This is a genomic window from Acidovorax sp. KPB24-07 (assembly GCF_057543315.1).
The window spans coordinates 1-24,977 of record NZ_BAAJYS010000037.1 but is presented as its reverse complement, the minus strand read 5'-3'; the positions used below and the strand labels follow the sequence as shown (position 1 = coordinate 24,977).

General features: G+C 67.7%; 26 protein-coding genes. 10 read left to right on the top strand and 16 right to left on the bottom strand.

Annotated elements, in window-relative coordinates; all coding sequences use genetic code 11:
* The first annotated feature begins 113 nt into the window (after window positions 1-113).
* From AC27IQ_RS07215 to AC27IQ_RS07205, 3 genes are all read left to right on the top strand, one after another.
* The gene (locus tag AC27IQ_RS07215) at window positions 114-1,169 is read left to right on the top strand and encodes an adenosine deaminase (RefSeq protein ID WP_272551495.1); all 1,056 of its coding nucleotides are present in this window, start codon (window positions 114-116) and stop codon (window positions 1,167-1,169) included.
* 108 nt (window positions 1,170-1,277) lie between these two features.
* A complete protein-coding gene (locus AC27IQ_RS07210; RefSeq protein WP_487089045.1) occupies window positions 1,278-3,740 on the top strand; it encodes a penicillin acylase family protein in 2,463 nt (820 codons plus the stop codon).
* A gap of 60 nt (window positions 3,741-3,800) precedes the next feature.
* On the top strand, window positions 3,801-4,802 hold the full coding sequence (locus AC27IQ_RS07205; RefSeq protein ID WP_487089044.1) for a 2-hydroxyacid dehydrogenase: 1,002 nt from the start codon (window positions 3,801-3,803) through the stop codon (window positions 4,800-4,802).
* 40 nt (window positions 4,803-4,842) lie between these two features.
* Here the strand turns inward: AC27IQ_RS07205 and kynA are convergent, their stop codons facing one another.
* From kynA to kynB, 3 genes are read right to left on the bottom strand one after another with little or no spacing between them, the layout of a single operon-like run.
* The gene (kynA, locus tag AC27IQ_RS07200; RefSeq protein WP_284407073.1) at window positions 4,843-5,730 is read right to left on the bottom strand and encodes a tryptophan 2,3-dioxygenase; all 888 of its coding nucleotides are present in this window, start codon (window positions 5,728-5,730) and stop codon (window positions 4,843-4,845) included.
* Window positions 5,731-5,733: 3 nt separating this feature from the next.
* Entirely contained in the window at window positions 5,734-7,041 is a 1,308-nt protein-coding gene (gene kynU / locus AC27IQ_RS07195) for a kynureninase (RefSeq protein ID WP_487089043.1), read from the bottom strand.
* A gap of 46 nt (window positions 7,042-7,087) precedes the next feature.
* Entirely contained in the window at window positions 7,088-7,729 is a 642-nt protein-coding gene (gene kynB, locus AC27IQ_RS07190) for an arylformamidase (protein WP_487089042.1), read from the bottom strand.
* Window positions 7,730-7,833: 104 nt separating this feature from the next.
* On the opposite strand from kynB, the gene AC27IQ_RS07185 reads away from it, so the two are divergent.
* Window positions 7,834-8,310 (top strand): Lrp/AsnC family transcriptional regulator, encoded by a 477-nt coding sequence (locus tag AC27IQ_RS07185; RefSeq protein WP_272551503.1) that lies wholly within the window; start codon window positions 7,834-7,836, stop codon window positions 8,308-8,310.
* A gap of 41 nt (window positions 8,311-8,351) precedes the next feature.
* On the opposite strand, the gene AC27IQ_RS07180 is transcribed toward AC27IQ_RS07185, so the two are convergent.
* Window positions 8,352-8,675, bottom strand: a complete 324-nt coding sequence (locus AC27IQ_RS07180) for a YkgJ family cysteine cluster protein (protein ID WP_272551504.1) — start codon at window positions 8,673-8,675, stop codon at window positions 8,352-8,354.
* Between the two features lie 158 nt (window positions 8,676-8,833).
* Between AC27IQ_RS07180 and AC27IQ_RS07175 the strand changes: the two genes are divergently transcribed.
* The 3 genes from AC27IQ_RS07175 to AC27IQ_RS07165 are packed head-to-tail and all read left to right on the top strand — an operon-like array spanning window position 8,834 to window position 11,269.
* Window positions 8,834-9,142, top strand: a complete 309-nt coding sequence (locus tag AC27IQ_RS07175) for a FeoA family protein (protein WP_487089041.1) — start codon at window positions 8,834-8,836, stop codon at window positions 9,140-9,142.
* Entirely contained in the window at window positions 9,139-11,025 is a 1,887-nt protein-coding gene (gene feoB, locus AC27IQ_RS07170; protein ID WP_487089040.1) for a ferrous iron transporter B, read from the top strand. Before AC27IQ_RS07175 ends, feoB begins: the two co-directional genes overlap by 4 nt.
* 4 nt (window positions 11,026-11,029) lie before the next feature.
* Window positions 11,030-11,269: a hypothetical protein gene (locus AC27IQ_RS07165; RefSeq protein WP_284407067.1), complete on the top strand. Its 240-nt coding sequence runs from the start codon at window positions 11,030-11,032 to the stop codon at window positions 11,267-11,269.
* 95 nt (window positions 11,270-11,364) lie between these two features.
* Here AC27IQ_RS07165 and AC27IQ_RS07160 read toward each other — a convergent pair whose 3' ends face one another.
* From AC27IQ_RS07160 to AC27IQ_RS07135, 6 genes are all read right to left on the bottom strand, one after another.
* Window positions 11,365-11,724 (bottom strand): DUF4087 domain-containing protein, encoded by a 360-nt coding sequence (locus AC27IQ_RS07160; RefSeq protein WP_487089039.1) that lies wholly within the window; start codon window positions 11,722-11,724, stop codon window positions 11,365-11,367.
* Window positions 11,725-11,814: 90 nt separating this feature from the next.
* On the bottom strand, window positions 11,815-12,276 hold the full coding sequence (locus AC27IQ_RS07155) for a hypothetical protein (protein ID WP_487089038.1): 462 nt from the start codon (window positions 12,274-12,276) through the stop codon (window positions 11,815-11,817).
* A complete protein-coding gene (locus AC27IQ_RS07150; protein WP_284424313.1) occupies window positions 12,273-12,923 on the bottom strand; it encodes a peptidoglycan recognition protein family protein in 651 nt (216 codons plus the stop codon). Before AC27IQ_RS07150 ends, AC27IQ_RS07155 begins: the two co-directional genes overlap by 4 nt.
* Window positions 12,924-13,033: 110 nt before the next feature.
* A complete protein-coding gene (locus AC27IQ_RS07145; RefSeq protein ID WP_317359141.1) occupies window positions 13,034-13,705 on the bottom strand; it encodes an HD domain-containing protein in 672 nt (223 codons plus the stop codon).
* A 43-nt stretch (window positions 13,706-13,748) separates the two neighbouring features.
* Complete coding sequence (argF, locus tag AC27IQ_RS07140; protein WP_487089037.1) at window positions 13,749-14,672, bottom strand: ornithine carbamoyltransferase; 924 nt, start codon at window positions 14,670-14,672, stop codon at window positions 13,749-13,751.
* 10 nt (window positions 14,673-14,682) lie between these two features.
* A complete protein-coding gene (locus tag AC27IQ_RS07135; protein WP_487089036.1) occupies window positions 14,683-15,879 on the bottom strand; it encodes an acetylornithine/succinylornithine family transaminase in 1,197 nt (398 codons plus the stop codon).
* 254 nt (window positions 15,880-16,133) lie between these two features.
* Between AC27IQ_RS07135 and AC27IQ_RS07130 the strand changes: the two genes are divergently transcribed.
* Complete coding sequence (locus tag AC27IQ_RS07130) at window positions 16,134-16,466, top strand: DUF3579 domain-containing protein (RefSeq protein ID WP_284430032.1); 333 nt, start codon at window positions 16,134-16,136, stop codon at window positions 16,464-16,466.
* 252 nt (window positions 16,467-16,718) lie between these two features.
* Here the strand turns inward: AC27IQ_RS07130 and mqo are convergent, their stop codons facing one another.
* Both mqo and rpsT read right to left on the bottom strand, forming a co-directional pair.
* Window positions 16,719-18,428 carry a malate dehydrogenase (quinone) gene (mqo, locus tag AC27IQ_RS07125; protein ID WP_284430033.1) on the bottom strand — a complete coding sequence of 570 codons (1,710 nt, stop codon included), beginning with the start codon at window positions 18,426-18,428 and terminating at the stop codon, window positions 16,719-16,721.
* 304 nt (window positions 18,429-18,732) lie between these two features.
* Window positions 18,733-19,032: a 30S ribosomal protein S20 gene (rpsT, locus tag AC27IQ_RS07120; protein ID WP_487089035.1), complete on the bottom strand. Its 300-nt coding sequence runs from the start codon at window positions 19,030-19,032 to the stop codon at window positions 18,733-18,735.
* Window positions 19,033-19,212: 180 nt separating this feature from the next.
* Here rpsT and murJ point away from each other — a divergent pair, with 180 nt between their 5' ends.
* Entirely contained in the window at window positions 19,213-20,778 is a 1,566-nt protein-coding gene (gene murJ / locus AC27IQ_RS07115; protein ID WP_284430034.1) for a murein biosynthesis integral membrane protein MurJ, read from the top strand.
* A 73-nt stretch (window positions 20,779-20,851) separates the two neighbouring features.
* A complete protein-coding gene (locus tag AC27IQ_RS07110) occupies window positions 20,852-21,706 on the top strand; it encodes a SirB1 family protein (RefSeq protein ID WP_284430035.1) in 855 nt (284 codons plus the stop codon).
* Between the two features lie 46 nt (window positions 21,707-21,752).
* Here AC27IQ_RS07110 and queF read toward each other — a convergent pair whose 3' ends face one another.
* From queF to AC27IQ_RS07090, 4 genes are all read right to left on the bottom strand, one after another.
* A complete protein-coding gene (gene queF / locus AC27IQ_RS07105) occupies window positions 21,753-22,598 on the bottom strand; it encodes an NADPH-dependent 7-cyano-7-deazaguanine reductase QueF (protein WP_487089034.1) in 846 nt (281 codons plus the stop codon).
* 73 nt (window positions 22,599-22,671) lie between these two features.
* Window positions 22,672-23,568, bottom strand: coding sequence for a 2OG-Fe(II) oxygenase (locus tag AC27IQ_RS07100; RefSeq protein ID WP_487089033.1), 897 nt, complete (start codon window positions 23,566-23,568; stop codon window positions 22,672-22,674).
* A gap of 86 nt (window positions 23,569-23,654) precedes the next feature.
* Window positions 23,655-24,431: a peroxide stress protein YaaA gene (yaaA, locus tag AC27IQ_RS07095; RefSeq protein ID WP_487089032.1), complete on the bottom strand. Its 777-nt coding sequence runs from the start codon at window positions 24,429-24,431 to the stop codon at window positions 23,655-23,657.
* Between the two features lie 115 nt (window positions 24,432-24,546).
* On the bottom strand, window positions 24,547-24,807 hold the full coding sequence (locus AC27IQ_RS07090; RefSeq protein ID WP_487089031.1) for a hypothetical protein: 261 nt from the start codon (window positions 24,805-24,807) through the stop codon (window positions 24,547-24,549).
* Between the last annotated feature and the right edge of the window lie 170 nt (window positions 24,808-24,977).

Sequence of the window (24,977 nt, the reverse complement as noted above, 5' to 3'; positions counted from 1 at the left end):
GCGCGGCCTGCCTGGCCCGGGGCAGGCGCCGATGGCGGCGGGCCGCGGACAAGGCATCATTGCCCTGCCGCCGCCCCGATCGGGCGCGCGGCATCCCTTTTTGGAGTCCGCCGATGTTCAAGGTCCCCCCCATTCCCGCCCAGCGCCTGCCCGCGCTGCTGCGCAGCATGCCCAAGGCCGAGCTGCACATCCACATCGAAGGCTCGCTCGAACCCGAGCTGATCTTCGCCCTGGCGCAGCGCAACGGCGTGGCGCTCCCGTACGCGAGCGTGCAGGCCCTGCGCGATGCCTATGCGTTCACCGACCTGCAGAGCTTTCTCGACATCTACTACGCTGGCGCCAGCGTGCTGCTGCACGAGCAGGACTTCTACGACATGGCCTGGGCCTACCTGCAGCGCGCCGCGGCCGACAACGTGGTGCATGCCGAAATCTTCTTCGATCCGCAGACGCACACGGCGCGCGGCGTGCCGATGGAGACCGTGATCCACGGCCTGCACCGGGCCTGCACCGATGCGCGCCAGGCGCTGGGCATTTCGTCCGCGCTCATCCTGTGCTTTCTGCGCCACCTGAGCGAGGAAGATGCCCTGGCCACGCTGGAGGCGGCGCTGCCGCTGCGCGCGCATTTCATCGGCGTGGGGCTGGACAGCAGCGAAGTCGGGCACCCGCCGGAGAAGTTCGCGCGCGTGTTCGCGCGCTGCGCCGAACTGGGTCTGCGGCGCGTGGCGCATGCAGGCGAGGAGGGACCGCCGGCGTACATCTGGAGCGCGCTCGACGTGCTGAAGGCCGAGCGCATCGACCACGGCGTGCAGGCCGTGCACGACCCGGCGCTGATGCAGCGGCTGGCGCAGGAGCGCATCGCGCTCACGGTGTGCCCGCTGTCCAACCAGAAGCTGTGCGTGTTCCCAGACCTGGCCGACCACAACCTGCGCCAGTTGCTCGATGCCGGGCTGGCGGCCACGGTGAACTCGGACGACCCCGCGTACTTCGGCGGCTACATCAACGACAACTTCACGCAGCTGTTCGCGGCCGATCCGCAGCTCACGGCGCGCCACGCCTACCAGCTGGCCTTCAACAGCTTCGAGGCGAGCTTCGTGCCCGAGGCCGACAAGCACGACTGGGAGCACCGGCTGAAGGTGTGCTTTCAGCAAAGCGTCGAGCAGGACTATTGACGCCCCTGTCGCCGGCAGGGGATGCGTACAGCACTGTACGCACTGCGCTTATCCTTGGGGCCCGTTCGCCGCATCCAAAAAGGCGGCTCATCCCAAGGAGACAAGGCCATGAGAGAGAGATTTTGGCGCGGCAGCCTGCCGCTTTCCGTGTTGGCGCTGTCGGCGCTGGCTGCCTGCGGCGGGGGCGGCGGCGAAGGCGGCGACAACGGCCGCTACAGCGCGGAGATCCGGCGCACGGCCATGGGCGTGCCGCATATCAAGGCCTCCAGCTGGGGCAATGCGGGCTTCGGATACGGCTATGCGCAGGCGCAGGACAACCTGTGCACGATGGCCGATTCGTTCGTGACCTACCGGGGCGAGCGCTCGCGCTACTTCGGGGGCGATGCGCTGCTGGTGTACGAAAGCACCATCGACCGTCCGCGCAATCTCGACTCCGATTTCTTCCACCGCCACGTGATCTCCAGCGACGTGGTGGACGCCATGGTGGCGGCCCAGCCCGACAACCTGCGCAAGATGGTGGCCGGCTTTGCCGCCGGCTACAACCGCTACCTGCGCGAGGCCCAGTCCGGCGGCACCGCCCATGCGGCCTGCCGCACGGCGGCATGGGTGCAGCCCGTCACCGCGCGGGACATCTGGCGGCGGATGTACGCGGCCAATCTGGCCGGGGGCTACAGCAACTTCGTGGCGCCGCTGGCGAATGCCACGCTGCCCAGTGCGGCCGCCAGCACGACGGCCGGGATCGCCATGCCCGCGTCGCCATCCCCCCAGAAGGTGGCGCAGTTCGATCCCGCACGCACGCAGCCGCCCCGGCTGCAGGTGGGCGGAACCGCGGGCATCGGCAGCAACATGTACGGCTTCGGCACCGCCGCCACCGGCGAGTCGAGCGGCCTGCTCTTCGGCAACCCGCACTGGTACTGGAAGGGACCGGATCGGTTCTACCAGGCCCACCTGACCATTCCCGGCGAGCTGAACGTGAGCGGCGCGTCGTTCCTGGGCGTGCCGGTGGTGCTGATCGGCTTCAACGACAACGTGGCCTGGAGCCACACCGTCTCCACCGCGCGGCGTTTCGGCTTCTTCCAGCTGCAGCTGGCCGATGGCGACCGCACGACCTACGTGCGCGATGGCAAGGCGGTGAAGATGGCGGCCACCCCCATCACCGTGCAGGTGCGCGGCGCCTCCGGCGCGCTCACCGATGTCACGCGCACCCTCTACAAGACCGAGTACGGGCCCGTGGTGAACCTGGGCGGCCTCAACCCGGCACTGGCCTGGAGCCAGACCACGGCCTTCGCCATGCGCGACGTCAACGGCGAGAACTTCCGCACTTTCCGCAACTGGATGCGCTGGAACCAGGCGGCCTCGCTGGACGAGTTCATCGCCATCCAGAAGCAGGAATCGGCCATTCCCTGGGTCAACACCGTGGCCGTGGGGCGCGGCAACCCGCGCGCCTGGTATGCCGACATCGGCGCCGTGCCCAACGTGTCGACCGAGCAGGTGGCCACCTGCACCACCGGCTTCGGCAAGGCGATGGCGGCGGCCCTGCCCAACGTGCCGTTCTTCGACGGCTCGCGCAGCGCCTGCGACTGGCAGACCGACAGCGATTCGGCGCAAAAGGGCACCGTGGGCGCTTCGCGCATGCCCAGCCTGCTGCGCGACGACTATGTGGGCAACATGAACGACAGCTATTGGCTGGCCAACGCCAGAGCGCCGCTCACGGGCTTTCCAGCGATCTTCGGGCCCGCCGGGACGCAGGCGCAGAGCCTGCGCACGCGCATGGGCCACACCATGGCGCTGGAGCGCCTGGCCGGCACCGACGCCTATGCCGGCCAGCAGGCCACCAGCGCCATCGTGCGGCAGATGGTGCTCGACAGCCGGGTGTTCAGCGCCGAGCGCTTCAAGGAGCAGGCCCTCTCCCTGGTCTGCGTGGCGCCCCAGATCACGGTCGCGGCCGAGGGCCGGACGGTGGACGTGGCCGCTGCCTGCGCCACGCTGCGCGCCTGGAACAACACCGGCAACGCCACGGCGCGGGGCTCGCATGTGTGGGACGAGTTCTGGAACCGCGTGAAGGTGCCGGCCGCGCAGCTCTATGCCGTGCCGTTCAGCGCCGCCGACCCGCTGAACACGCCGCGCGAGCTGCGCGCCAGCGCCGCCGATGCGCTGCGGCAGGCCTTCGGCGCTGCCGTGCTGAGCGTGCAGCGCAGCGGCTTCGCGCTGGATGCGCCGCGCGGCGACGTGCTGTTCGCCACGCGCGGCGGCAGCAAGATCGCGCTGTACGGCGGCTGCGGCGATCCGGGCTACTTCACCATCAACTGCTCGGAAAACCCGATCGAGCAGGGCGGCTACAGCATGGACGGGCAGCCGCACGGCAACAGCTACATGCAGGTGGTGGGTTTTCCGGCCGGCGGGGTGGAGGCGCACACGTTCCTCACCTATTCCCTGTCGGACGATCCGGCCTCCAGCCGCAACGGCGACTACACCCGGGCCTACGGCGCCAAGCAGTGGCTGCGCCTGCCGTTCTCGGAATCGGAGATCACGTCAAGCGCGGGCTACAGCACCGTCACCGTGAGGGAATGATCGGCTGCGTGCCCCCGTGTTGACGGGACCCGGTGGCGCGCCCCGGTCGATTGGCGCAAAATGGGGCGGCAGCGCTTGATCCGCCTGCCCGTTCAGCTATCAATATGGAAGCATCCTGTCGTGTCCAGTCCTCGCATTCCCCTGCTTGTTCTCAACCACCTGTCCCCGCAGAGCCAAGCCCAGATCGCGGCCCTTTACGACCTGCACTACGCCCCCACGGCGGCGGACCGCACCGCGGCCATCGTGACCCAGGGCGGGCGGTTCCGGGCGGTGCTCACCATCGGCTCGCTGGGCCTGAGCGCCCAGGAGATCGAGGCCATGCCGGCGCTGGAGCTCGTCTGCGTGCTGGGTGCCGGTTATGAGAACGTGGACCTGGCCGCGGCCCGCGCCCGCGGCATCGTGGTGGCCTCGGGCGCCGGAACCAACGACGACTGCGTGGCCGACCACGCCTTCGGCCTGCTGATCGGCGCGGTGCGCGGCCTGCGACCGCTCGACCGCCTGTGCCGCGAAGGCGTGTGGCGCGACGCCATCGGCCTGCCGCCCAACGTGTCGGGCAAGCGCCTGGGCATCTTCGGCCTGGGCACCATCGGCCAGAAGATCGCGCGCCGCGCCTCGGGGTTCGACATGGCCGTGGGTTACCACAACCGCAAGCCGCGCGACGGCGTGGGCTACGAGTACTTCGGCAGCCTGCTGGAACTGGCGAAATGGTGCGACGTGCTGGTTTGCGCCACGCCGGGCGGCGCGGCCACGCACCATGCCGTCAATGCCGAGGTGCTGCAGGCGCTGGGCCCGCTGGGCTACCTGGTGAACATCGCCCGTGGCAGCGTGGTGGACACCGAGGCGCTGGCCTCGGCCCTGCGCGTGGGCGGCATCGCCGGCGCGGGGCTCGATGTCTACGAAAGCGAGCCGCACCCGCCCGAGGCGCTGATCGGGCTGGACAACGTGCTGCTCACGCCGCACGTGGCAGGCTGGTCGCCCGAGGCCGTGCAGGCCAGCGTGAACCAGTTCCTGGCCAACGCCAGCGGGCACTTCGCGGGCACCGGGGTCGTGGCGCCGGTGTGAGCCGCGGGGGCGGCCCTTCGGGGCCCGCCAGCGCTTGGTTTCAAAGGTCGGTGCGCAGCTTCCAGATCTCGGGAAACAGCACCACGTCCAGCATCTTGCGCAGGTAGCTCACGCCGCCCGTGCCGCCGGTGCCGCGCTTGAAGCCGATTACGCGCTCCACCGTGGTCACGTGGCGAAAGCGCCAGAGCCGGAAGGCGTCTTCCAGGTCGGTCAGTTCTTCGCCCAGCTGGTACAGGTCCCAATGCTGCCGCGGGTTGCGGTACACCACCAGCCAGGCCTGCTCCACGGCATCGCTTTCCTCGTAGGGCTGGGTCCAGTCGCGGGCCGTGTGGCTGTCCGGCACCGGAATGCCGCGGCGCGCCAGCAGGCGCAGGGCCTCGTCGTAGAGCGAGGGCGCCTCGTAGGCGGCCTGCACCTGGGCCAGCAGGTCGGCGCGGTGCTCGTGCGGGCGGAGCATGGCGCGGTTCTTGTTGCCCAGCGCGAATTCGATGCTGCGGTACTGGTAGCTCTGAAACCCGCTGGAGCTGCCCAGGTAGGGCCGCATGGCGCTGTACTCGGGCGGCGTCATGGTGGCCAGCACGTCCCAGGCGTGCACCAGCTGCTCCATGATCTTGGACACGCGCGCCAGCATCTTGAAGGCCGGCTGCAGCTCGTCCTGCGCCACCAGCGCGATGGCCGCGCGCAGCTCGTGCAGCATGAGCTTCATCCACAGCTCGCTGGTCTGGTGCTGCACGATGAAGAGCATCTCGTCGTGCGCCGGCGAGCGGGGGTTCTGCGCGGTGAGGATGGCATCGAGCGACAAATAGTCGCCGTAGCTCATGCTCTGGCTGAAGTCGAGCTGGGCCCGCTCTTCGTGCACGATGGATTCGGGCTTGCCGGTGGTCGCTTCGCTGCCGGCGGGCGCGGGGGATTGGGAATGGGGGCACATGGCTCAGGTCACCGCGTTGATCTGGTTGAACTCGGCGCGCTGCCACTCGGCGCCGTCGAGCACCTGGCGAAGATGCTCGACCGCATTCCACACGTCTTCGAAGCCGATGTACAGCGGCGTGAAGCCGAAGCGCAGGATGTCCTTGTGCGGGCCCTGGCCGCCGTCGCCCTTGCGGAAGTCGCCGATCACCCCGCGCGCGATGAGCGCCTGCACGATCGCGTAGGCCCCGCTGCCCTGGCCGTGGAGGCCCTGGCCTTCGTCCCGCGTGAGGCACACCTGCGAGCCGCGCCGGGCGTGTTCGCGCGGGGTCGCCAGGCCCAGGCCATGGTCGCCGCAACGCGCTTGCACCAGCTGGATGAACAGGTCCGTCAGCGCCAGCGATTTGGCGCGCAGCGCGGCCATGCCGCCCAGCGGCTGCGCGGCATCGAACACGTCCAGGCCGCATTGCAGGGCCGACAGGCTGATGATGGGCTGCGTGCCGCACAGGTAGCGCGTGATGCCGGGCGCGGGCTGGTAGCCGGGCGTGAACTGGAACGGCGCCGCATGGCCCCACCAGCCGGACAGGGGCTGCCAGAAACGGTCGGCATGGCGCGGGTGCACCCACACGAAGGCCGGCGCACCGGGGCCGCCGTTCAGGTACTTGTAGCCGCAGCCGATGGAAAAGTCGGCATCGGCGCCCTGCAGGTCGACCGGCACCGCGCCGGCGCTGTGCGCCAGGTCCCATACCGTGAGGATGCCGGCCGCATGCGCCGCCGCCGTCAGGGCCGCCATGTCGTGCATGGCGCCGGTGCGGTAGTTCACGTGGGTGAGCATCAGCACCGCCACCTCGCCGGTGAGCGAGGCGGTGATCTCCTCGGGCTCCACCAGCACCAGTTCCAGGCCGCGCTCCTTGCACAGCCCCTCGGCGATGTAGAGGTCGGTGGGGAAGTTGCTGCGCTCGCTCACCACGCGCCGGCGGCCCGGGCTCTCTTCACGGGCGATGTTGAGTGCCGCGCTCAGCACCTTGTAGAGGTTGATGGACGTGCTGTCGGTGCACACCACCTCATCGGCACCGGCACCGATGAACGGCGCGAGCTGGTTGCCCAGGCGCTGGGGCAGGTCGAACCAGCTGGCCGTGTTCCACGAACGGATCAGGTCCGTGCCCCACTCGCGCGTCACCACGTCGGCCACACGGGCCGCCGTGGCTTGGGGCAGCACGCCGAGCGAATTGCCGTCCAGGTAGATGACGCCCGGGGGAAGGTCGAAGTGCGCGCGCAGCGGGGCCAGGGGGTCCTGCGCATCGAGTGCGCGGCAGTCTTGCAAGGTCGTCATGAAAAGCTCGGGTTAATCAAAAATGATAGCAATCAGGGCAATGAAATCAACAGCATGGGCGCAATATGGCCCTGACCGGCGAGGCGTCGGCCGTGGTCAGCTTCAAGGGCAGGGCGATGAGTTCGTAGTCGCCCTCCGGCACCTCGTCGAGCACCAGGTTCTCCAGCACCCGCAGGCCGCGGCGGCGGATCACCTGGTGGCTGTCCAGCGTCTTGCTGTTGGCCGGGTCGATGCTGGCGGTGTCGATGCCCACCAGCACCACGCCCAGATCGGCCAGCCGCTCGATGGTGCCAGGCGCGTAGGCGGCCAGGGCCCCGTCCCAGCGATCGACCGGCATGCGCTCATAGGTGCGCACCAGCACCCGCGGCGGAAGGCCCTGCATGGCGTGGGCCAGGTGCGCCCATTCGATGAGCGGCCCCGCGCCGATGGCATGGATCACGCGGCAGGGGCCGATGAAGGCGTCCAGCGGCACCTCGCCGATGGAAGCACCGTCCGGGTCGTAGTGCAGCGGGGCATCGGCATGCGAGCCGACATGGGGCGACAGCGTGATGGCGCTCACGTTCACCGGGCAGCCGGGCCCGATGGTGGCGCACCACTGCTGCGTGTAGGCCGTGTCGCCGGGGAAGACTGGCGTGGCGGCATGCACCGGCGCCGAAATGTCCCACAGCCGGGGTGAATTCGTGTTCATGGCGCGCATGCTATGCGCATCGGGGGTGTTTTCCAAAGGGGTTATCCTTTGCATCGGTAAAAATTGAATAATCCATTCTTTTAAATCCGAAAACAGAACAAATCATGCAGGCCGCCTCCCTCGATCGCACCGACAAGCAATTGCTCGAAGCCCTGCAGGGCAATGCCCGGCTCACCTCGGGCGAACTGGCGCAGATGGCGCACCTGTCCCAGTCGCCTTGCTGGCGCCGGGTGAAGCGGCTGGAGGACGACGGCGTCATCAGCGGCTACCACGCGGGCCTCAACCGGCGTGCGCTGGGTTTCGGGGTGATGGCGTTCGTGATGGTGGGCATCGACCACCAGACCGAGATCTCGTCCCAGGCCTTCGAAGAGGCGGTCTGCGCGATCCCCGAGGTGGTGATGTTCCACGGCATCTCGGGCCCGGAGGACTTCATGCTCGTCGTGGTCGCGAAAGACCTGGACGCCTATTCCGAGCTGCTGCAGCGCCGCCTGCACCGCCTGCCGGGCGTGCGGCACATGCACTCGTATTTTTCGCTGCAGGAGTTCAAGGGCCAGGTCGGCGGCCTGCCCGTGCCGGCGTAGCACCAGCGGCCTGCGCCGCGGCTGGTGCGATCCATCCCCAATCAGTAGATCGCGCTGTCCGGCAGCGCCGCCAAGCCATGGCGCTGGCGTGCACGGCGGCAGGCATCGCTGCCCGCCTCGAATTCGCGGCAGGGCGAGGGCCGCCATTCGTAGATGCCACAGGCGGCGCGCACGCCGACGGTGCCGGTGAGGGCGGCGCAGCGCGGCGACGCGTGGTCGGTGCCACGCATGCGGCGCAACTGGTCGGTCACCTCCACCACCAGGCCCTGCGGCACGCTGCCACCCGTCTCCTGCGATTCATGCACCGAGAAATCGACACGGAAACTGGCGCAGCACGCGCCGCAGCTCAGGCAGGGATGGGTCATGGCAGGGGGGGCATATCGGCGCAAAACCGGCATTGTGCGGGCTCGGGCGCATGGGCTGGCCCGGCAGCGCATCGCATCCGGGGCTGATGCGCCTCAAGCCGGCCGAAAGGATGCGGCCTAAAATGAGAACTAAACTCATTCATAACAATCCGATGAAGATGACTGAAGAATCTTCGGGCCCTGCACTGGCCCCAGGCACCGCCTTGCCCGCCGCCACGGGCCTGGACCGCCTCCCGCGGCAGGTGCACGCCCATGTGACGGCGCTGCAGCCGGCCCGCAACGAACAGGAACGCGCGGTGATCCAGCGCCTCATGGAAATCGGCTTTCTGCCCGGCGAGCCCGTGCGCGTGGTGGCCAGCGGCTTCCCCGGCGGCGATCCCCTGGCCGTGCGCGTGGGTCATGCCACCTTCGCACTGCGCCGCCACGAGGCCGCGCTGGTGCATGTGCAGGCCGGAGCGCCCGCATGAGCGGGGCCGCCACGTCGCCCCTGCGCATCGCGCTGCTGGGCAATCCCAACTGCGGCAAGACCGCCCTGTTCAACCTGCTCACCGGCGCCCGCCAGAAGGTGGCCAACTACGCTGGCGTGACCGTCGAGCGCAAGGAAGGCCTGCTGCACACCGCCAGCGGCCGCCGCGTGCGCGTGCTGGACCTGCCCGGTGCCTACAGCCTGAACGCCCACAGCGCCGACGAAGCCGTCACGCGCGACATCGTCACCGGCGAGCGGCCCGGCGAGGCCGTGCCCGACCTGCTGGTCTGCGTGACCGATGCCACCCACCTGCGCCTGAACCTGCGCCTGGTGCTGGAGGCCCGCGCGCTGGGGCTGCCGATGGTGCTGGTGCTCAACATGAGCGACATGGCGGCGCGCCAGCGCATCGAGATCGACCGCGAAGCGCTCTCACGTGAACTCGGCATGCCGGTGCTGTCCACCGTGGGCGTGCGCAGCGACGGCGCGCAGGAGTTGCTGCAGTGGCTCGACACCCAGGCGCCGCAGGCGCTGGCGGGCACGGCGTCCGTGAACCGGGCGGTGGGCGTGGACCTGCGCGCCCAGGTGCTGCAGCTGCATCAGGAGGTGCGCCGCATCATGGCCGCCGCCGTGCGCGAGCCCGCGGTCAGCCTGCGCAACGACGACCGCATCGATGCCGTGGTGCTCCACCCGGTGTGGGGCCTGCTGCTGCTGGCCGTCACGCTGTTCCTCATGTTCCAGGCCGTGTTCAGCTGGGCCGCGATGCCCATGGACGCCATCAAGGCCGGCGTGGACGGGCTGTCGGCCTGGATCAATGCGCACATGGCCGACGGCGTGCTGCGCAGCCTGCTCACCGACGGCATCCTGGCGGGCGCGGGCGGGGTGCTGGTGTTCCTGCCGCAGATCCTGATCCTGTTCTTCTTCATCCTGGCACTGGAAGACTCCGGCTACCTGCCGCGCGCGGCCTTCCTGCTCGACCGCGTCATGGGCACGGTGGGACTGTCGGGGCGGTCGTTCATTCCGCTGCTGTCAAGTTTTGCCTGCGCCGTGCCCGGCGTGATGGCCACGCGCTCGATCACCCACTGGCGCGACCGGCTGGTCACGATCATGATCGCGCCCCTCATGACCTGCTCCGCGCGCCTGCCGGTGTATGCCCTGCTCATCGGCGCGTTCATCCCCGAGCAGACCGTGGGCGGCGTGTTCAACCTGCAGGGGCTGGTGCTGTTCGCGCTGTACTTCGGCGGCATCGTGAGCGCCATGGCCGTGGCGGCGGTCGCCCGCCTCGCGCGCCGGGGCTCCGGCCACGCGCCGCTGCTGATGGAACTGCCCGCCTACCGCTGGCCCAGCGTGCGCAGCCTGGCGCAGGGCCTGTACGAGCGCGCGCTGATCTTCATCCGCCGCGTGGGCGGCATCATCCTGGCCGTCACCATCCTGCTGTGGTTCCTCTCGACCTATCCCGCGCCGCCCGAGGGCGCCACCGGCGCTGCCATCCAGTACAGCTTCGCCGGCCGCATCGGCAGCGTGCTGGAGGTGCTGGTGGCGCCGATCGGCTTCAACTGGCAGATCGCCATCGCCCTGGTGCCCGGCATGGCCGCGCGCGAAGTGGCGGTGGGGGCGCTGGGCACCGTGTATGCCCTCTCGGCCACCGGCGAGGAAGTGGCCACCCAACTGGGCCCGCTGATCGCCCAGAGCTGGTCGCTGGCCACGGCGCTGTCGCTGCTGGCGTGGTTCGTCTTCGCGCCGCAGTGCATCTCGACCATCGCCGCCGTGCGCCGCGAGACCAACAGCTGGCGCTATCCGCTGCTGATGACCGGCTACCTGTTCGCGCTGGCGTACGCCGCCAGCTTCATCACGTATCGCCTGGCCCTGGCGCTGGGAGGAGGCTGAGCCCATGGCCCAGGAAATCATCGTCGGCGTGATCGTCGCCCTCGCCGTGGCCTACATGGTGTGGAAGTGGATGCCCGCCCGCTGGCGCGCCCGCCTGGACCGCGTGCACCCGGCGTTGGCCCAGTCTAGCAGTTGCGGGGGCTGCAGCAGCTGCGATTCGGGCGGCTGCGGAACGGGCGGCGGTGCGGTGGGCCAGGAGCAGGTCGTGCAGATGCCGGGCAGCCGTTCTTCGGTGCCGAAGTAGGGCGGGCATCGGCGGAACGCCCCCCATGTTTCATGGCTGGCGCAGAGGGTTTTCCGGCTCCTTTCCCATCAGCGCCTTGTCGCGTCGGCAGGTCTTCAGGGGCAACAACGCCACGAGACGATTCGGGTCACTTCCTTCGTATCGGCGCGCGTGCTGCTTTCGAGGCACGCGCAACCGTATCCTGCGCTGCCCGATCCGGTTGCCACCCACCTGTTTTTGGGAAACACGGGCCAGTCACCTTCGGCTTGGTGGCCGCCCTGCATTCCCACCGTCCATTCCCCCGCTTTGTCCACGAGCGTTGCATTTCCGGGTGTCGGCTGATCGAACCAGCCACAGCGGGTGGTCGTGGCCTGTGGCGCTGCGGTTGCAACGTTGCAGGCAATCGCCAATGCAGGCATCGAAATGAAGGCTGTGATTTTTGCGTGATGCAAGCGTTGCGGCAGGCAAATGGTCATGGCGTGATGGTGATGGCAGCCCCGGTCCGATGCGCTTTTCTGGCAAGCCATTCGAAGGAATGCTCTGGTGCGTTCGATCTCCGGACCGGCTCAGGGCCGGGCCGGCTTTCGGGCATCGAATGGAAAGCTGCTTTCCAGGATGTCGGTGCAGACTTCGCACCGCATAAAGTAGGTCGCTCCCCGGGCCGTGATCGCGCCCCACCCCGTCCAGTTGTCGATGGAGACTTTGGCGATTCGGCCATCCTGGAATATCACCCTGGCCTGTGCGTTGCAATCGCCGGTCTGCAGTTCCTGGCTGTATTGATACTCGCTGCGGAACCGGGCATTCGCCAAAAAGAAACGCACCCTTTTCTCGTCGATCGCCAGGTGCCCGCAGTCGGCCTCCGCGCCGAAACCCTTGGCAGTGCGGTCCTGCACCACGACTGACTTGATCGGGCCGAGACGGTATTTCTCGGGCTGGAGCGTCCTGTCGAAATCGCTCGTCGGGGAGGCGAACGAAGCGATGCCTGCGCCTGCAAAAAGGGCCGAAGCCAGGAAGTGCTTGATGGTCATTGCCATGTCGCCGTGGCAGCTTCCGTAGCATTTTTCCGGCTCACCTCAGGATGACGATGCACCTCGGCTTTCGAGATGTGCAGTGTTTCGGAAAGCGCATCGATCAGGTATTGAAGGGCGACCTGTTGGTGGTTGGTCAGCGCCTCATAAACCGCGTTGTTTCCTAAAAACGCGCGCTGTTGCTCTGTACTCAATCCTGCAGGCATTTTGATTCCAGGCGGCAGTGAAGCCATGCCTACGATTTCAATACCGATGCTGTCTGCGTTGGACGGGTAGCGTCCTGGAACCACTTTGGTCATTTCCGCTTTGTGCATAGTGGTTGGACTGGCTTTTTTGTATTGGGCGATCTCGGCAGGACTGCATCGGAGTTCGGCCAAGCAACGCGCTTTCAGCGGACCCACGTGATTTGTTCGACGAAGAATCGAAGCCGTCTGATAAATGGATCCCTCTTTGCCTATCAAAAAGTGCGCACCGTTTGCGTTGGCGCTTCGATAACTATTGAACGTCGAGTTCTCTGTTGGGGATCCTGTTTGATGGACGATGATTCCAGAGACCTTGTTCATTTCTGATCTTTCGATCGATGAGAATCTGCGTGCCTTGATTTTCGAGTTTCCGCTAACCATCCCTTGAGCATCGATATTGAGCATTTTTCCTCCTGGCAGAATGGTAGTGGAGCTGCAAGGACTTCATTCTGATTTGCGACGCCAGATTTGGGCTCAATGTGTAAGCGTAAGCAAACGGACTCGCGTCACACAAATCATTCGCCGAACAGCACACCCCGCCCGAGCGCCGCAACGGCCTGCTGGAGATTGGCACGTGCCTGCGCTTCGCGTTGCGCCCTGAACCAGGGGGTCGCGTAGACGTGTGGCCGATCCATGAACGACCGCAGCACCGCGGTGCGCCCCGCCACGTAGCGCGGCCAGCGCACGAGCCGGTATTCGCGCCGCACGTTGCGCTCGAATTCGCCATACACCTCGGGCGGGGCGCCCAGCACGGCGAGATCGATGTCCCCCACCCAGCACGCGTCGCCCTCCAGTGGCGCATCGGGGTTGTGGCGCGTGTCCATGATGTGGCGCTCCACCGTCTGCACCAGGCCCTCGGGCAACCGCTGGGCCAGTAGGAACCGACGCGCCCATTGCGCGCTGCGTTCTTCGTTGTGTCCGCTCCAGGGCCAGTAGATCGCGTCGTGGAACCACAGGGCCAGCTCGACCGCGTGCGGCTGCTGCAGCGCCGTCGGCTGGGCGGCCTGCACGGCCTCCAGGTGCAGGAGGCAGGCGTGCAGGTGGCGGGTGTCGTGGTAGGCGCGGGGCCAGCGGCTCCAGTGGCGCAGCAGGCGCCGGCCCTCGGCGGTCCATGCGGGGCCGGCACGCTCCAGCGCGGCGCCCAGGGCCTGCCAGCGCGCCAGCAGTTCACCTTGGCTGGGCTTCATGCGGCGGCGGCTGGGGCGGAGGAGGGCGTGGCGATTTCGGCGATCAGCTGGTGATGCGGCCGAGCAGCAGGTATTCCATGAGTGCCTTCTGCGCATGCATGCGGTTTTCGGCCTCGTCCCACACCACGGACTGCGGGCCGTCGATCACGTCGGCCTCGACTTCCTCGCCACGGTGGGCGGGCAGGCAGTGCATGAACAGGGCGTCCGGCTTGGCCGCCGCCATCATTTCGGCATCGACGCACCAGTCGGCAAAGGCCTTCTTGCGCTCTTCGTTCTCGGCCTCATAGCCCATGCTGGTCCACACGTCGGTGGTCACCAGATCGGCGCCGGCGCAGGCTTCCAGCGGGTTGCTATAGAACTTATAGCTATGTGCCCTAGAACCATTTGCGCCGAGGGCCAATTTCTCATTGATCTCGTAGCCGCGCGGCGTGCTCACGTGCACGGTGAAGCCCAGCAGCTCGGCCGCCTGCAGCCAGGTGTTGGCCATGTTGTTGCCATCGCCCACCCAGGCGACGGTCTTGCCCCGGATGGTGCCGCGGTGCTCGATGTACGTGAAGATGTCCGCGAGGATCTGGCAGGGATGGAACTCGTTCGTCAGCCCGTTGATGACCGGCACGCGGGAGTGGGCGGCGAAGGCCTCGATCTTGGTCTGCTCGTAGGTGCGGATCATCACCAGGTCCACCATGCGGCTGATGACCTTCGCGCTGTCCTCGATGGGCTCGGCGCGGCCCAGCTGGCTGTCGCCGGTGGTCAGGTGCACCACGCTGCCGCCCAGCTGGTACATGCCGGCCTCAAAGCTCACGCGGGTGCGCGTGCTGGCCTTCTCGAAAATCATGGCCAGTGTGCGGTCGGTCAGCGGGTGGTGCTTCTCGTAGCTCTTGAACTTGCCCTTGATGACGGCCGCGCGGCTGAACAGGTAGGCGTACTCGTCGGCGGTGAGATCGTTGAATTGCAGGTAATGCTTCATAACGGAACGTTCATTCGGCGAGCAGCGCCTTGACCAGGGGAACCAGCAGGGCCACGATTTCGTCGGCCTCGGCCTGGGTGAGGATGAGCGACGGCACCATGCGGATCACGGTGTCGGCCGTCACGGACAGCAGCAGGCCGGCTTCCATCGCGCGGCCCATGAGCGCGCCGCAGGGCTTGGTCAGTTCCACGCCGATCATCAGGCCCTGGCCGCGAATGTCCTTCACGCCGGGCAGGCCGCCCAGTTCGCGCTCCAGCGCGGCCTTCAGGTGCGCGCCCACGACGGCGGCGTTCTGCAGCAGGCCGTCCTCTTCCATGATGCGGATGGTTTCCACCCCGGCGCGCATGGCCAGCGGGTTGCCGCCGAAGGTGGTGCCGTGGTTGCCGGGCGCGAAGATGTTCGCGGCCTTGGGGCCGGCCACGACGGCGCCGATCGGCACGCCCGAGCCCAGGCCCTTGGCCAGGGGCATCACGTCCGGCACGATGCCGGCCCACTGGTGCGCGAACCACTTGCCGGTGCGGCCCATGCCGCACTGCACCTCGTCGATCATCATCAGCCAGTCGCGCTCGTCGCACAGTTGGCGCAGCTGCTGCAGGTAGTCGATGCGCATGGGGTTCACGCCGCCTTCGCCCTGGATGGTCTCGAAGAACACGGCCACCACGTTCGGGTTGCCTTCGGTGGCTTGCCGGATGGCGTCGATGTCGTTCATCGGCACGCGGATGAAGCCCTCCACCAGCGGGCCGAACCCGGCCTGCACCTTGGGGTTGCCGGTGGCCGACAGCGTGGCGATCGAGCGGCCGTGGAAGGCTTTTTCATAGACCACGACCACGGGCTTGTCGATGCCCTTGTCGTGGCCGAACTTGCGGGCCAGCTTCAGCGCGGCTTCGTTGGCTTCGAGGCCCGAATTGCAGAAGAAGACGTTGGTCATGCCCGAGCGCTCCACCAGCTGGGCGGCCAGTTGCTCCTGCAGGGGCACGTGGTAGTAGTTGGAGCTGTGGATCAGCTTGGCGATCTGCTCCTGCAGCGCGGGCACCAGCTTGGGGTGGTTGTGGCCCACCGTGTTGACCGCGATGCCGCCGAGCGCGTCAATGTATTGCTTGCCGTTCACGTCCCACACGCGCACGCCCTGGCCACGTTCCAGCGCGATCGGCAGGCGGCCGTAGGTGTTCATCACGTGGGGCGAAGCGGCCGGGGCGGAAGCGGTCATGCGGAAATCTCCAGAGAAGGGCAGTGCGAAAGGGGGAGGGGGCTGAGCCGGCTCGTGGCCGGCAAAACGAAGCACGATTCTAGGGGCAGGGCTTTGCATGGCTGTTGACGATTGCGCATCACAGCCATGCGCTGGCCAGCGCCGATCCAGGGGTCTTTGGATGGGTTAGCTCTTATATAAGAGTTAGAATGCCGGCCTGTGGCGCGCCATGCGGCGATCCTGCGGCGACTTCCCCCCAACGACCCCCGATCCTGATGGTTTCCCCCACCTCCAAAGAAGTTTTCATCCAGGGCATCACCCTCGACGGGAAAACCTTCCGCCCCAGCGACTGGGCGGAGCGCCTGGCGGGGGTCATGAGCCAATTCCGTCCCGGTGGCGCCCGCCCCGGCAGCCACCTGAGCTATTCGCCCTGGTGCGTGCCCACCACGCTCAATGGCATCAAGTGCGTGATCGTGCACCGCGACCTGCAGGGCCACGAACCCATGGCCTGGGATTTCGTCATGAACTTCGCGCGCGACAACCAGTTGCAGGTGGCCGAGGCCTGTCTGCTGCCCGACGAAGCGCCCGGTACTGCCCGCAAAGGCTGACGGCGCCATGCCCCAGCGCCCCGGCGTCAGGGGCGGCCGAAAAGAACGTCAAAGGCCCCTTCGGGGTCTTTTTTCATGGGCGTCGGAAGGCGGGCTGGGGAGCGCCTTGCGATCCGCGCTTTCGACGCCCGACCCAATCCGAGCCGACCCACCGCAGATGGCCTGCGCCGCCATGGAAAAAGCCCCGCACTGCGGCGTCGCAGTAGCGGGGCGATCAGGCGCGGCCGGAGCCGCGCAGGCGGGGCGCAGGCGTCAGAGCGCCTGCATTTCCTTGTTCGTCTTGGGGCCTGCGGCCTCCGGCGCCTTGGGCTGCGCGGGCGCTGCGCCGGCCGCCGTCGCCGCCGTCTTGCCCAGGGTGGCCGGCACGTCCAGGTAGGGCAGGTGCAGGGCGCTGCTGGTCATGCGGCGGATCTCGTTGGTCAGGGCCGGGTCTTCGTTGAGCTTGCGGCCGTAGGAAGGAATGATCTCCTTCAGGCGCGCCTTCCAGCCGGTGTCCGTCATCTGCTGGGGGAAGGCCTTGGCCATCAGGTTCAGCATGATGTGCGGGGCGGTGGAGGCACCGGGCGATGCGCCCATCAGGGCGGCGATGGTGCCGTCCTTGTCGGACACGATCTCGGTGCCGAACTGCAGCACCGCGCCCTCCTTGGGGTCGCGCTTGATGACCTGAACGCGCTGGCCCGCGGTGATGAGCTTCCAGTCTTCGCGCTTGGCGTTGGGGAAGTAATCCTGCAGCGCGCGCTGGCGGTCGTCGTCGGTCAGTTCGGCCTGTTGCAGCAGGTACTTGACCAGGTCCAGGTTGTGGATGCCCACGCGCAGCATGCCCACCAGGTTGTCGTGCGTGACGGAAGAGAACAGGTCGAACCAGGAGCCCTGCTTGAGGAACTTGCTGGTGGCCAGCGCGAACGGTCCGAACAGCACGACGGGCTGGCCGTCCATGTTGCGGGCGTCCAGGTGGGGCACCGACATCGGGGGCGAGCCCGTGGCGGCCTTGCCGTACGCCTTCACCGTATGGCGGGCGGTCAGTGCGGGGTTCTCGATGGACAGGAACTGGCCCCCCACCGGGAAGCCGGCGTAATCCTTCGATTCGGGAATGCCCGAGGCCTGCAGCAACTGCAGCGCGGCGCCGCCGGCACCCACGAAGACGAATTTGGCCTTGACGGTCCGCTCCTTGCCGCCGTCGCCCAGGTGGGCCACGGTCACGTTCCAGGTCTTGTCGTCGTTCTGGCGCAGCGCACGCACTTCGTTTTGCAGGTGCAGCTGGAAGTTGGGGCTCTTGCGCAGGCCCTGGACCAGCTGGCTGGTCACGGCGCCGTAGTTGACATCGGTGCCCAGGGGCATGAAGGTGGCGGCCACCTTCTGTTTGGGGTCGCGCCCTTCGATCATCAGGGGCGCCCACTTCTGGATCTGCGCCTGGTCTTCCGAGTACTCCATGCCGTAGAACAGGGGGTTCTTGACCAGGGCCTCGCGGCGCTTGCGCAGGTATTCGATGTTCTCGTCACCCCAGACGAAGCTCATGTGCGGCGTGGGGTTCACGAAGGTTTCGGGCGACTGCATGTTGCCGCGGCCGATCTGGTGCGCCCAGAACTGGCGCGACACCTCGAACTGCTCGGCGATGCCGACGGCGCGCTTGGTCTCGATCGTGCCATCGGGCAGCTCGGGCGTGTAGTTCAGTTCCGCGAAGCCCGAATGGCCCGTGCCCGCGTTGTTCCAGCCATTGGAGCTTTCCAGCGCCACGCCGTCCAGGCGCTCGAACACTTCGATCTTCCAATCCGGCTGCAGCTCCTGCAGGTAGGTGGCGAGCGTGGCGCTCATCACGCCTGCGCCCACCATCACGACGTCGACGGGCTGGTCGTTCTCGGCAGGAGGAACGGAGCGGGGAAAGAGCGGCCAATACAGGAACAGGACGGCCGCAAGGATCAGCACCACAACGGCGCCGAACAACGCTTTGATCGACTTTTTCATAGATTTGGTTGGACTGATTGCAATTGAAAAAGCCTGCGCGCAATCGGCAGGCTTTCGCTTATCAAAAATTGACGCTCCCTGACATCGGGAATTGTCCCATTAGGTAAAGACCCTGACAAAAATCAAAGTTTCACGAAATCGGCCCGAGAAAAAGGGGATCACCCGCCGCAAACCCGCATGGATATTGGGTTGGCCGTATTTCAGGCACAAAAAAACCGCCCGAAGGCGGTTCTTTCGTTTTGCTGACAGCGCACCCGTTACAAACGGCGGACGGCAGGGCCGTCCGGGCTGTTTGCCTGAAAGGTCAGGCGGCCAGGGCCAGGGTTTTCACCTTGGCGGACAGGCGGCTCTTGTCGCGAGCGGCCTTGTTCTTGTGGAAGATGCCCTTGTCGGCGATGGTGTCGACGACGGCTTGCATCTTCGCAAACAGTTCGGTGGCCTTGGCCTTGTCGCCGGCCAGGACGGCCTTCTCGACATTCTTGACCGCGGTACGGTACTTGGAGCGCAGCGAGGTGTTCGCGGCGTTCAGCTTGACGTCCTGGCGGACGCGCTTGCGGCCGGAGGCGAGACGGGGGTTCTTTTTCTTGGGCTTGGCAGATGCCATGGTAAATTTTCCTTAAGTGTCTGAGGATGATGTCAGCAAAGCCCGCGATTATAGCCCAGCGACTTGGGTAGCCGCCGGGGTCTTTCGAAGCGATACAGGCGGCGCCCTTCGGTGAAGACTCAAGGGCTGGCATTCCAAGGACCGCGGGCCGGGTGGAGCGCAGCGCATACACTCGCGGCCGTGTCCCTGTTCAAAGCCGCCTCCACCGTTTCCCTGCTGACCCTGGCCTCCCGCGTGACGGGCCTGGTGCGCGATCTGCTGATGGCCTCGCTGTTCGGGGCCAACGCGCTCACCGACGCCTTCAACGTCGCTTTCCGCATTCCCAACCTGTTTCGCCGGCTGTTCGCCGAAGGGGCCTTCAGCCAGGCCTTCGTGCCCGTGCTCGCGGCGCACAAGGCCCAGCACGGCGACGATGCCACGCGCCGGCTCATCGCCAGCGTCGCGACGGTGCTGTTCTGGGTGCTGCTGCTGACCTGCGTGCTGGGCGTGCTGGGGGCGCCGCTGCTGGTGTGGCTGCTCGCCAGCGGCCTGCGCCAGAGCGCGGGCGGTTTCGATGCCGCCGTGGTCATGACGCGCTGGATGTTCCCCTACATCGGCTTCATGTCGATGGTGGCGCTCTCGGCCGGCGTGCTCAACACCTGGAAGCGCTTTGCCGTGCCGGCGGCCACGCCGGTGCTGCTCAACGTCTGCATGATCGCCGCCGCCTGGCTGGGCGCGCCGCAGCTGGCCGCGCGCGGCATCGAGCCCATCTATGCCATGGCCGGCGGCGTGATGCTCGGCGGCATCACGCAACTGGCGGTGCAACTGCCCGCGCTGTTCCGGCTGGGCCTGCTGCCGCGCATCGGGCTCACTCCCGGGGCCATTCGCACGGCGTGGCACGACCCGGGCGTTCGCCGCATCCTCACCCTGATGGGCCCGGCGTTGCTGGGCGTGGGCGTGGCGCAGATCTCGCTCATGATCAACACGCAGATCGCCTCGTACCTCGCGCCGGGCAGCGTGACCTGGCTGTTCTACGCCGACCGGCTCATGGAGTTTCCCACCTCGCTGCTGGGCGTGGCGCTGGGCGTGGTGCTGACGCCGCAGCTGGCGGCCGCCAAGGCGGCCGGCGATGCCGCCCGCTACTCGTCCATGCTCGACTGGGGGCTGCGCATCGTCGTGGTGCTGTCCGTGCCGTGCGCGGTGGGCCTGCTCACCTTTGCCGAGCCCCTGGTGGCCACGCTGTTCCACCATGGCGCGCTGCAGGACAGCGACGTCGGCCAGATCGCCCTGGCCCTGGCCGGTTACGGCGCGGGGCTGCTGGGCCTGGTGGCCATCAAGGTGCTGGCGCCCGGCTACTACGCCAGCCAGGACATCCGCACGCCGGTGCGCATTGCCATCGTGGTGCTGGTGGTCACGCAGCTCCTGAACGCCGCGCTGGTGCCGCTGATCGACCATGCGGGCCTTGCGCTGTCCATAGGCCTCGGGGCGCTGATCAATGCGCTGTGGCTGCTGATCGGCCTGCTGCGGCGCGGCACCTACCAGCCCCAGCCCGGATGGGCCCGGCTGGCGCTGCAGGTGGTGGCGGCCAGCGCCCTGCTGGCGGTGCTGCTGATGTGGGGCGCGCGCCATTTCGACTGGCTGGCCCTGCGGGCGCACGAGGGGCAGCGCGCCGGGCTCCTGGCCCTGTTGATGGGCGGCGCGGCAGTGCTGTATTTCGGGGCGCTCTGGGCGGCGGGCCTCAAGCTGCGCGAACTGCTGCGCCGCTGACCGCCTTCGCGCCGGGTTTCTTCCCTTCGGAACCCCGCTTGACTCGGCCCGGCACGCCCCTTACAACCCTCCAATGGCCCTGAGCTATTCACTTCCCACTCCGCTGGAGTACTTCGCCACGCTGGTGCGCAGCGACGACCAGTTTCCCCTGCTGGAGGCGGCGGCGTCCATCGCGCAGGACGAGTACCCCGAGCTGGACGTGCAGCAGTTGCTCGGCGACGTGGACCAGTTGCTCGCCCGACTGCGCCGGCGGTTGCCCGCCGATGCGTCGTCGCTGCAGCGCCTGCGCTCGCTCAACCAGTTCTTCTTCGGCGACCTGGGCTTCGCGGGCAACGTCAACGATTACTACGACCCCGAGAACAGCTACCTCAATGCCGTGCTGCGCACGCGGCGGGGCATTCCGATTTCGCTGGCACTGGTGTGGATGGAATTGGCCCAGGGGCTGGACCTGCATGCGCGCGGCGTCTCGTTTCCCGGTCACTTCATGATCAAGGTGCTGCTGCCCAAGGGGCAGGTGGTGATGGACCCGACCACGGGCCAGTCGCTGTCACGGGAAGAGCTGTCCGAGCGCCTGGAGCCCTACCGGCACCGCAGCAACGGCCTGGTGGACGACTACGACATTCCGCTGGGCCTGTACCTGCAGGCGGCGCCGCCGCGCGATGTGATCGCGCGCATGCTGCGCAACCTCAAGGAGATCCACCGCTCGCAAAAGGACTGGGCGCGGCTGGTGGCCGTGCAGGACCGGCTCATCGTGCTGCTGCCCGACGCCTGGGGCGAGTGGCGGGACCGGGGCCTGGCCCATGCGGAGCGGGGCGACACGGCATTGGCCGTGGCCGACCTGGAGACGTACCTGGCGCGCGTGGAAGACGGGCTCGACATCGACGCCATCGCCGAGCGCGTGAGCCTGCTGCGCCGCGCCAGCAACTGAGGCGCAGCGCAGCGGCAACGGCGCCACCAGGGTTCTGTTGGCCCTCTTACTGGCGCGCCGTGCGCACGTTGGGCGGCAGAGCTTGCGGGTGGCTGGTGCGCAGCGGGTTGATGTCCAGCCCGCCGCGGCGCGTGTAGCGCGCATACACCGACAGCTTGATCGGCTTGCAGCGCGTCCACACGTCCATGAAGATGCGCTCCACGCACTGCTCGTGGAATTCGTTGTGGTTGCGAAAGCTCACCAGGTACTGCAGCAGCCCGGCCTGGTCGATCTGCGGGCCGCTGTAGTGGATGCGCACGCTGCCCCAGTCCGGCTGGCCGGTCACCAGGCAGTTGCTTTTGAGCAGGTGGCTCGTGAGCGCCTCGGTCACCGGCGTCTCGGCATGGTTGGCCGACAGCAGCTCGGGGGCCGGCGTGTACTGCGTGCATTCCACGTCCAGGCGGTCGAGCAGCAGGCCGTCCAGTTCCTGCACGGGCTCGCGGTCGAACAGCTCGGGTTGCAGCAGCTTCACGCCCACCGTGCCTGTATGGGCCGCCCCGCGCCAGACGGCTTCGCTCACGTCGGCGCGGATGCGGGCCTGCACCTCGGCGGCGTCCGTGAAGCGCGTGTTGTTGAAACTGTTCAGGTAGAGCTTGAACGACTTGCTCTCGACGATGTTCGGCGTCTCGCACGGCACCGTTACATGGGCGATCGCCACCTGCGGTTTGCCGCGCGGGTTGAGCCAGGACAGCTCGAACGCCGTCCACAGGTCGGCGCCGAAGAAGGGCGGTGTGTCGCCAATGCCGATCTCCGCCCGCTTGCCGGCCCGGGGAATCGGAAAGAGCAGGGCGGCGTCGTATTGGTCCGCATAGGCGGATGCGCGGCCCAACTGCGATTGTTCGGGGGTGTTCATGGAACTCCGTGTTTCTGTTTGCTATTAATTTAATAGCTATGGAGGCAATGAGAACTAGGGCGTCAAGCCGATTTCATTCGAACTTGCGTTCGCGCAGCCATTTGGTGGCGATCCACTTCTCGCCAGCGATCACCGGCGCGCCGCCGTGCAGCGTGCGCGTGGACGGGTGGGGGCGCTCGTAGCTGAAGAACACCGCGTTGCCCTGGCGCGGCGCGATCTCCAGGTGCACGTCGGGGAAGGTGGTGCCGCCGCCCTTGTCCGGGTTGTTCAGGTAGATCACCAGCGTGGCCACCCGCTGCCCGCCGCGGCGCAGGATGGTCGGCGTGCCGGGCTCGGCAGGGTCGAAGTAGTCGTAGTGGGGCTTGTATTCCGCGCCCGGGCGGTAGTGCAGCACCTGCAGGCCTTCGCCGTTTTCCAGCGGCCAGTTCACCAGCTTGGCGATGCGCTCTTCCAGGAGGCGCACCACCGCGTTCTCGCCGATCTGGAAGAACATGCCGTCGCTCGTGCGGTCGTCGTTCACCTCTTCGCCGCCCGTTCGCGTGGCCACGGTGAGCGAGCGCGCCATGCGCGGTTCGGCTTCGGCGATCAGCGCTTCGCACTCCTCGGGCGAGAGCAGGTTGCCGAACAGCACCACGCGGGGCTGGGCCATGGACATGAGCACCTCGACCTGGCGGTCGCCCACGTCGATGAAGAGCGGCGATTCGCCCACGGCCGGCTCGGGCACGCGGGAGGCGGGAGGCTGCCCCTGCTGCAGCGCCAGCGCTTCCAGGTGGTCGCGCAGCACATGCTCCATGGCATGCGCGGCCACGTCCTCCCGCCAGCCCGCGTCGAGCATGGACTGGAGCACCACCGGCGCCTGAAAACCGGCCTGGGCCTGCGCGATGATCCATTCGCGCAGCTCCGGCGTCACGGATTGGGACGGGGCATCGGCCGGGGCGGAGGAGGTGGTCTGGCGGGAACGTGCGGGCATGGCGTGGTGGGCGTCAGTGGCGTTGGCGTTTCGGGAAGAGGAATCCAGTCGATCGTCGGGGCCGGGGGGCGCGGGGCCATCCGCCCTCAGGCGGCCTTGCGGCGGAACACGAGCCGCTCCGGCGTGGAGGCGGCACTGGCGAAAGCATAGCCTTCCAGGTCAAAACCCTCGAGCTGGCGCGGTGTGGTCACCTGGTGCCGGATGGCATGGCGCGCCATGAGCCCGCGCGCCCGCTTGGCGTGGAAGCTGATGATCTTGTACGCCCCGCCTTTCCAGTCCTCGAACACGCACTCGATGACGCGCGCCTTCAGCACCTTGCGGTCCACCGACTTGAAGTATTCCTGCGACGCCAGGTTGACGACCACCGGCGTGGCGTCGGCCGCCAGCTGGCGGTTGAGGTGCTCCGCAATAGACGCCCCCCAGAACTGGTACAGGTTGGCGCCCGCCTCGGTGGCGAGCCGGGTGCCCATTTCCAGGCGGTAGGGCTGCATGCGGTCCAGCGGGCGCAGCACGCCGTACAGGCCGCTCAGGATGGCGACATGGCGCTGGGCCCAGTCCAGCTCATCCAGCGTGAGCGAGCGGGCCTGCAGGCCTTCGTACACATCGCCGTTGAAGGCCAAAACGGCCTGGCGCGCATTGGCCGCGGTGAACTTCGGACGCCATGCCGCATACCGCGCCACGTTCAGCGCGGCCAGCGGATCGCTGATGCCCATCAGGGCGGCAACGTCCTGCGGCGACTTCTGCCGCAGCACTTCGATGAGCCGGGTGGACTGGGGGACGAACTGCGGCAGCGTGTGCCCGACGCCTTCGGGCAGGGGCGTGTCGTAGTCCAGGGATTTGGCGGGAGACAGCAGGAACAGCATGGGGGTCGCGATGGTCCGGTGACCTCGGAGGGGGAAGTGGAAAGCCCTGCAGCGGGCTTTCCAGCAAAGACGACAACCGGCCCGGGGCATTGCACCGCGGGCCGGCGGCGCCGCATCAGGCGGCGGGCGGCTGCTCGAACGGCAGCGTCAGGTCGCGCAGGTCGCGGCGCGTTTCCACCAGCACCAGCGGGCCTTCATCGATCGCCACCACCGAGGGGCGTTCGCGCGGCACATGGACCGGGCGCGGTTCGGCCGCGATGGCGGCCTGCGCGGCGGCGATCTTCTCCGCATCGGAGTTGACCCACTGCAGGCCCGAGGTCTGGGCGACCTGGTTCAGCTCGTCCACCGGCAGGGTGAATGCCTGGACCCGTGGCATGGCGCCATTCGGCTGGGCAGGGGCTGCGGCTTGGGCTGGAGCAGCGGCAGCAGGCTGCAGCACGGGGGGCTGGCACGGGCGTTGGCGCCACCGGAGCCACCGGAGCCACTGGGGCCGCCATGGAGGCCACCGGCGCGACCTGGGCCGCTACCGGAGCGGGGTGCCGCGAC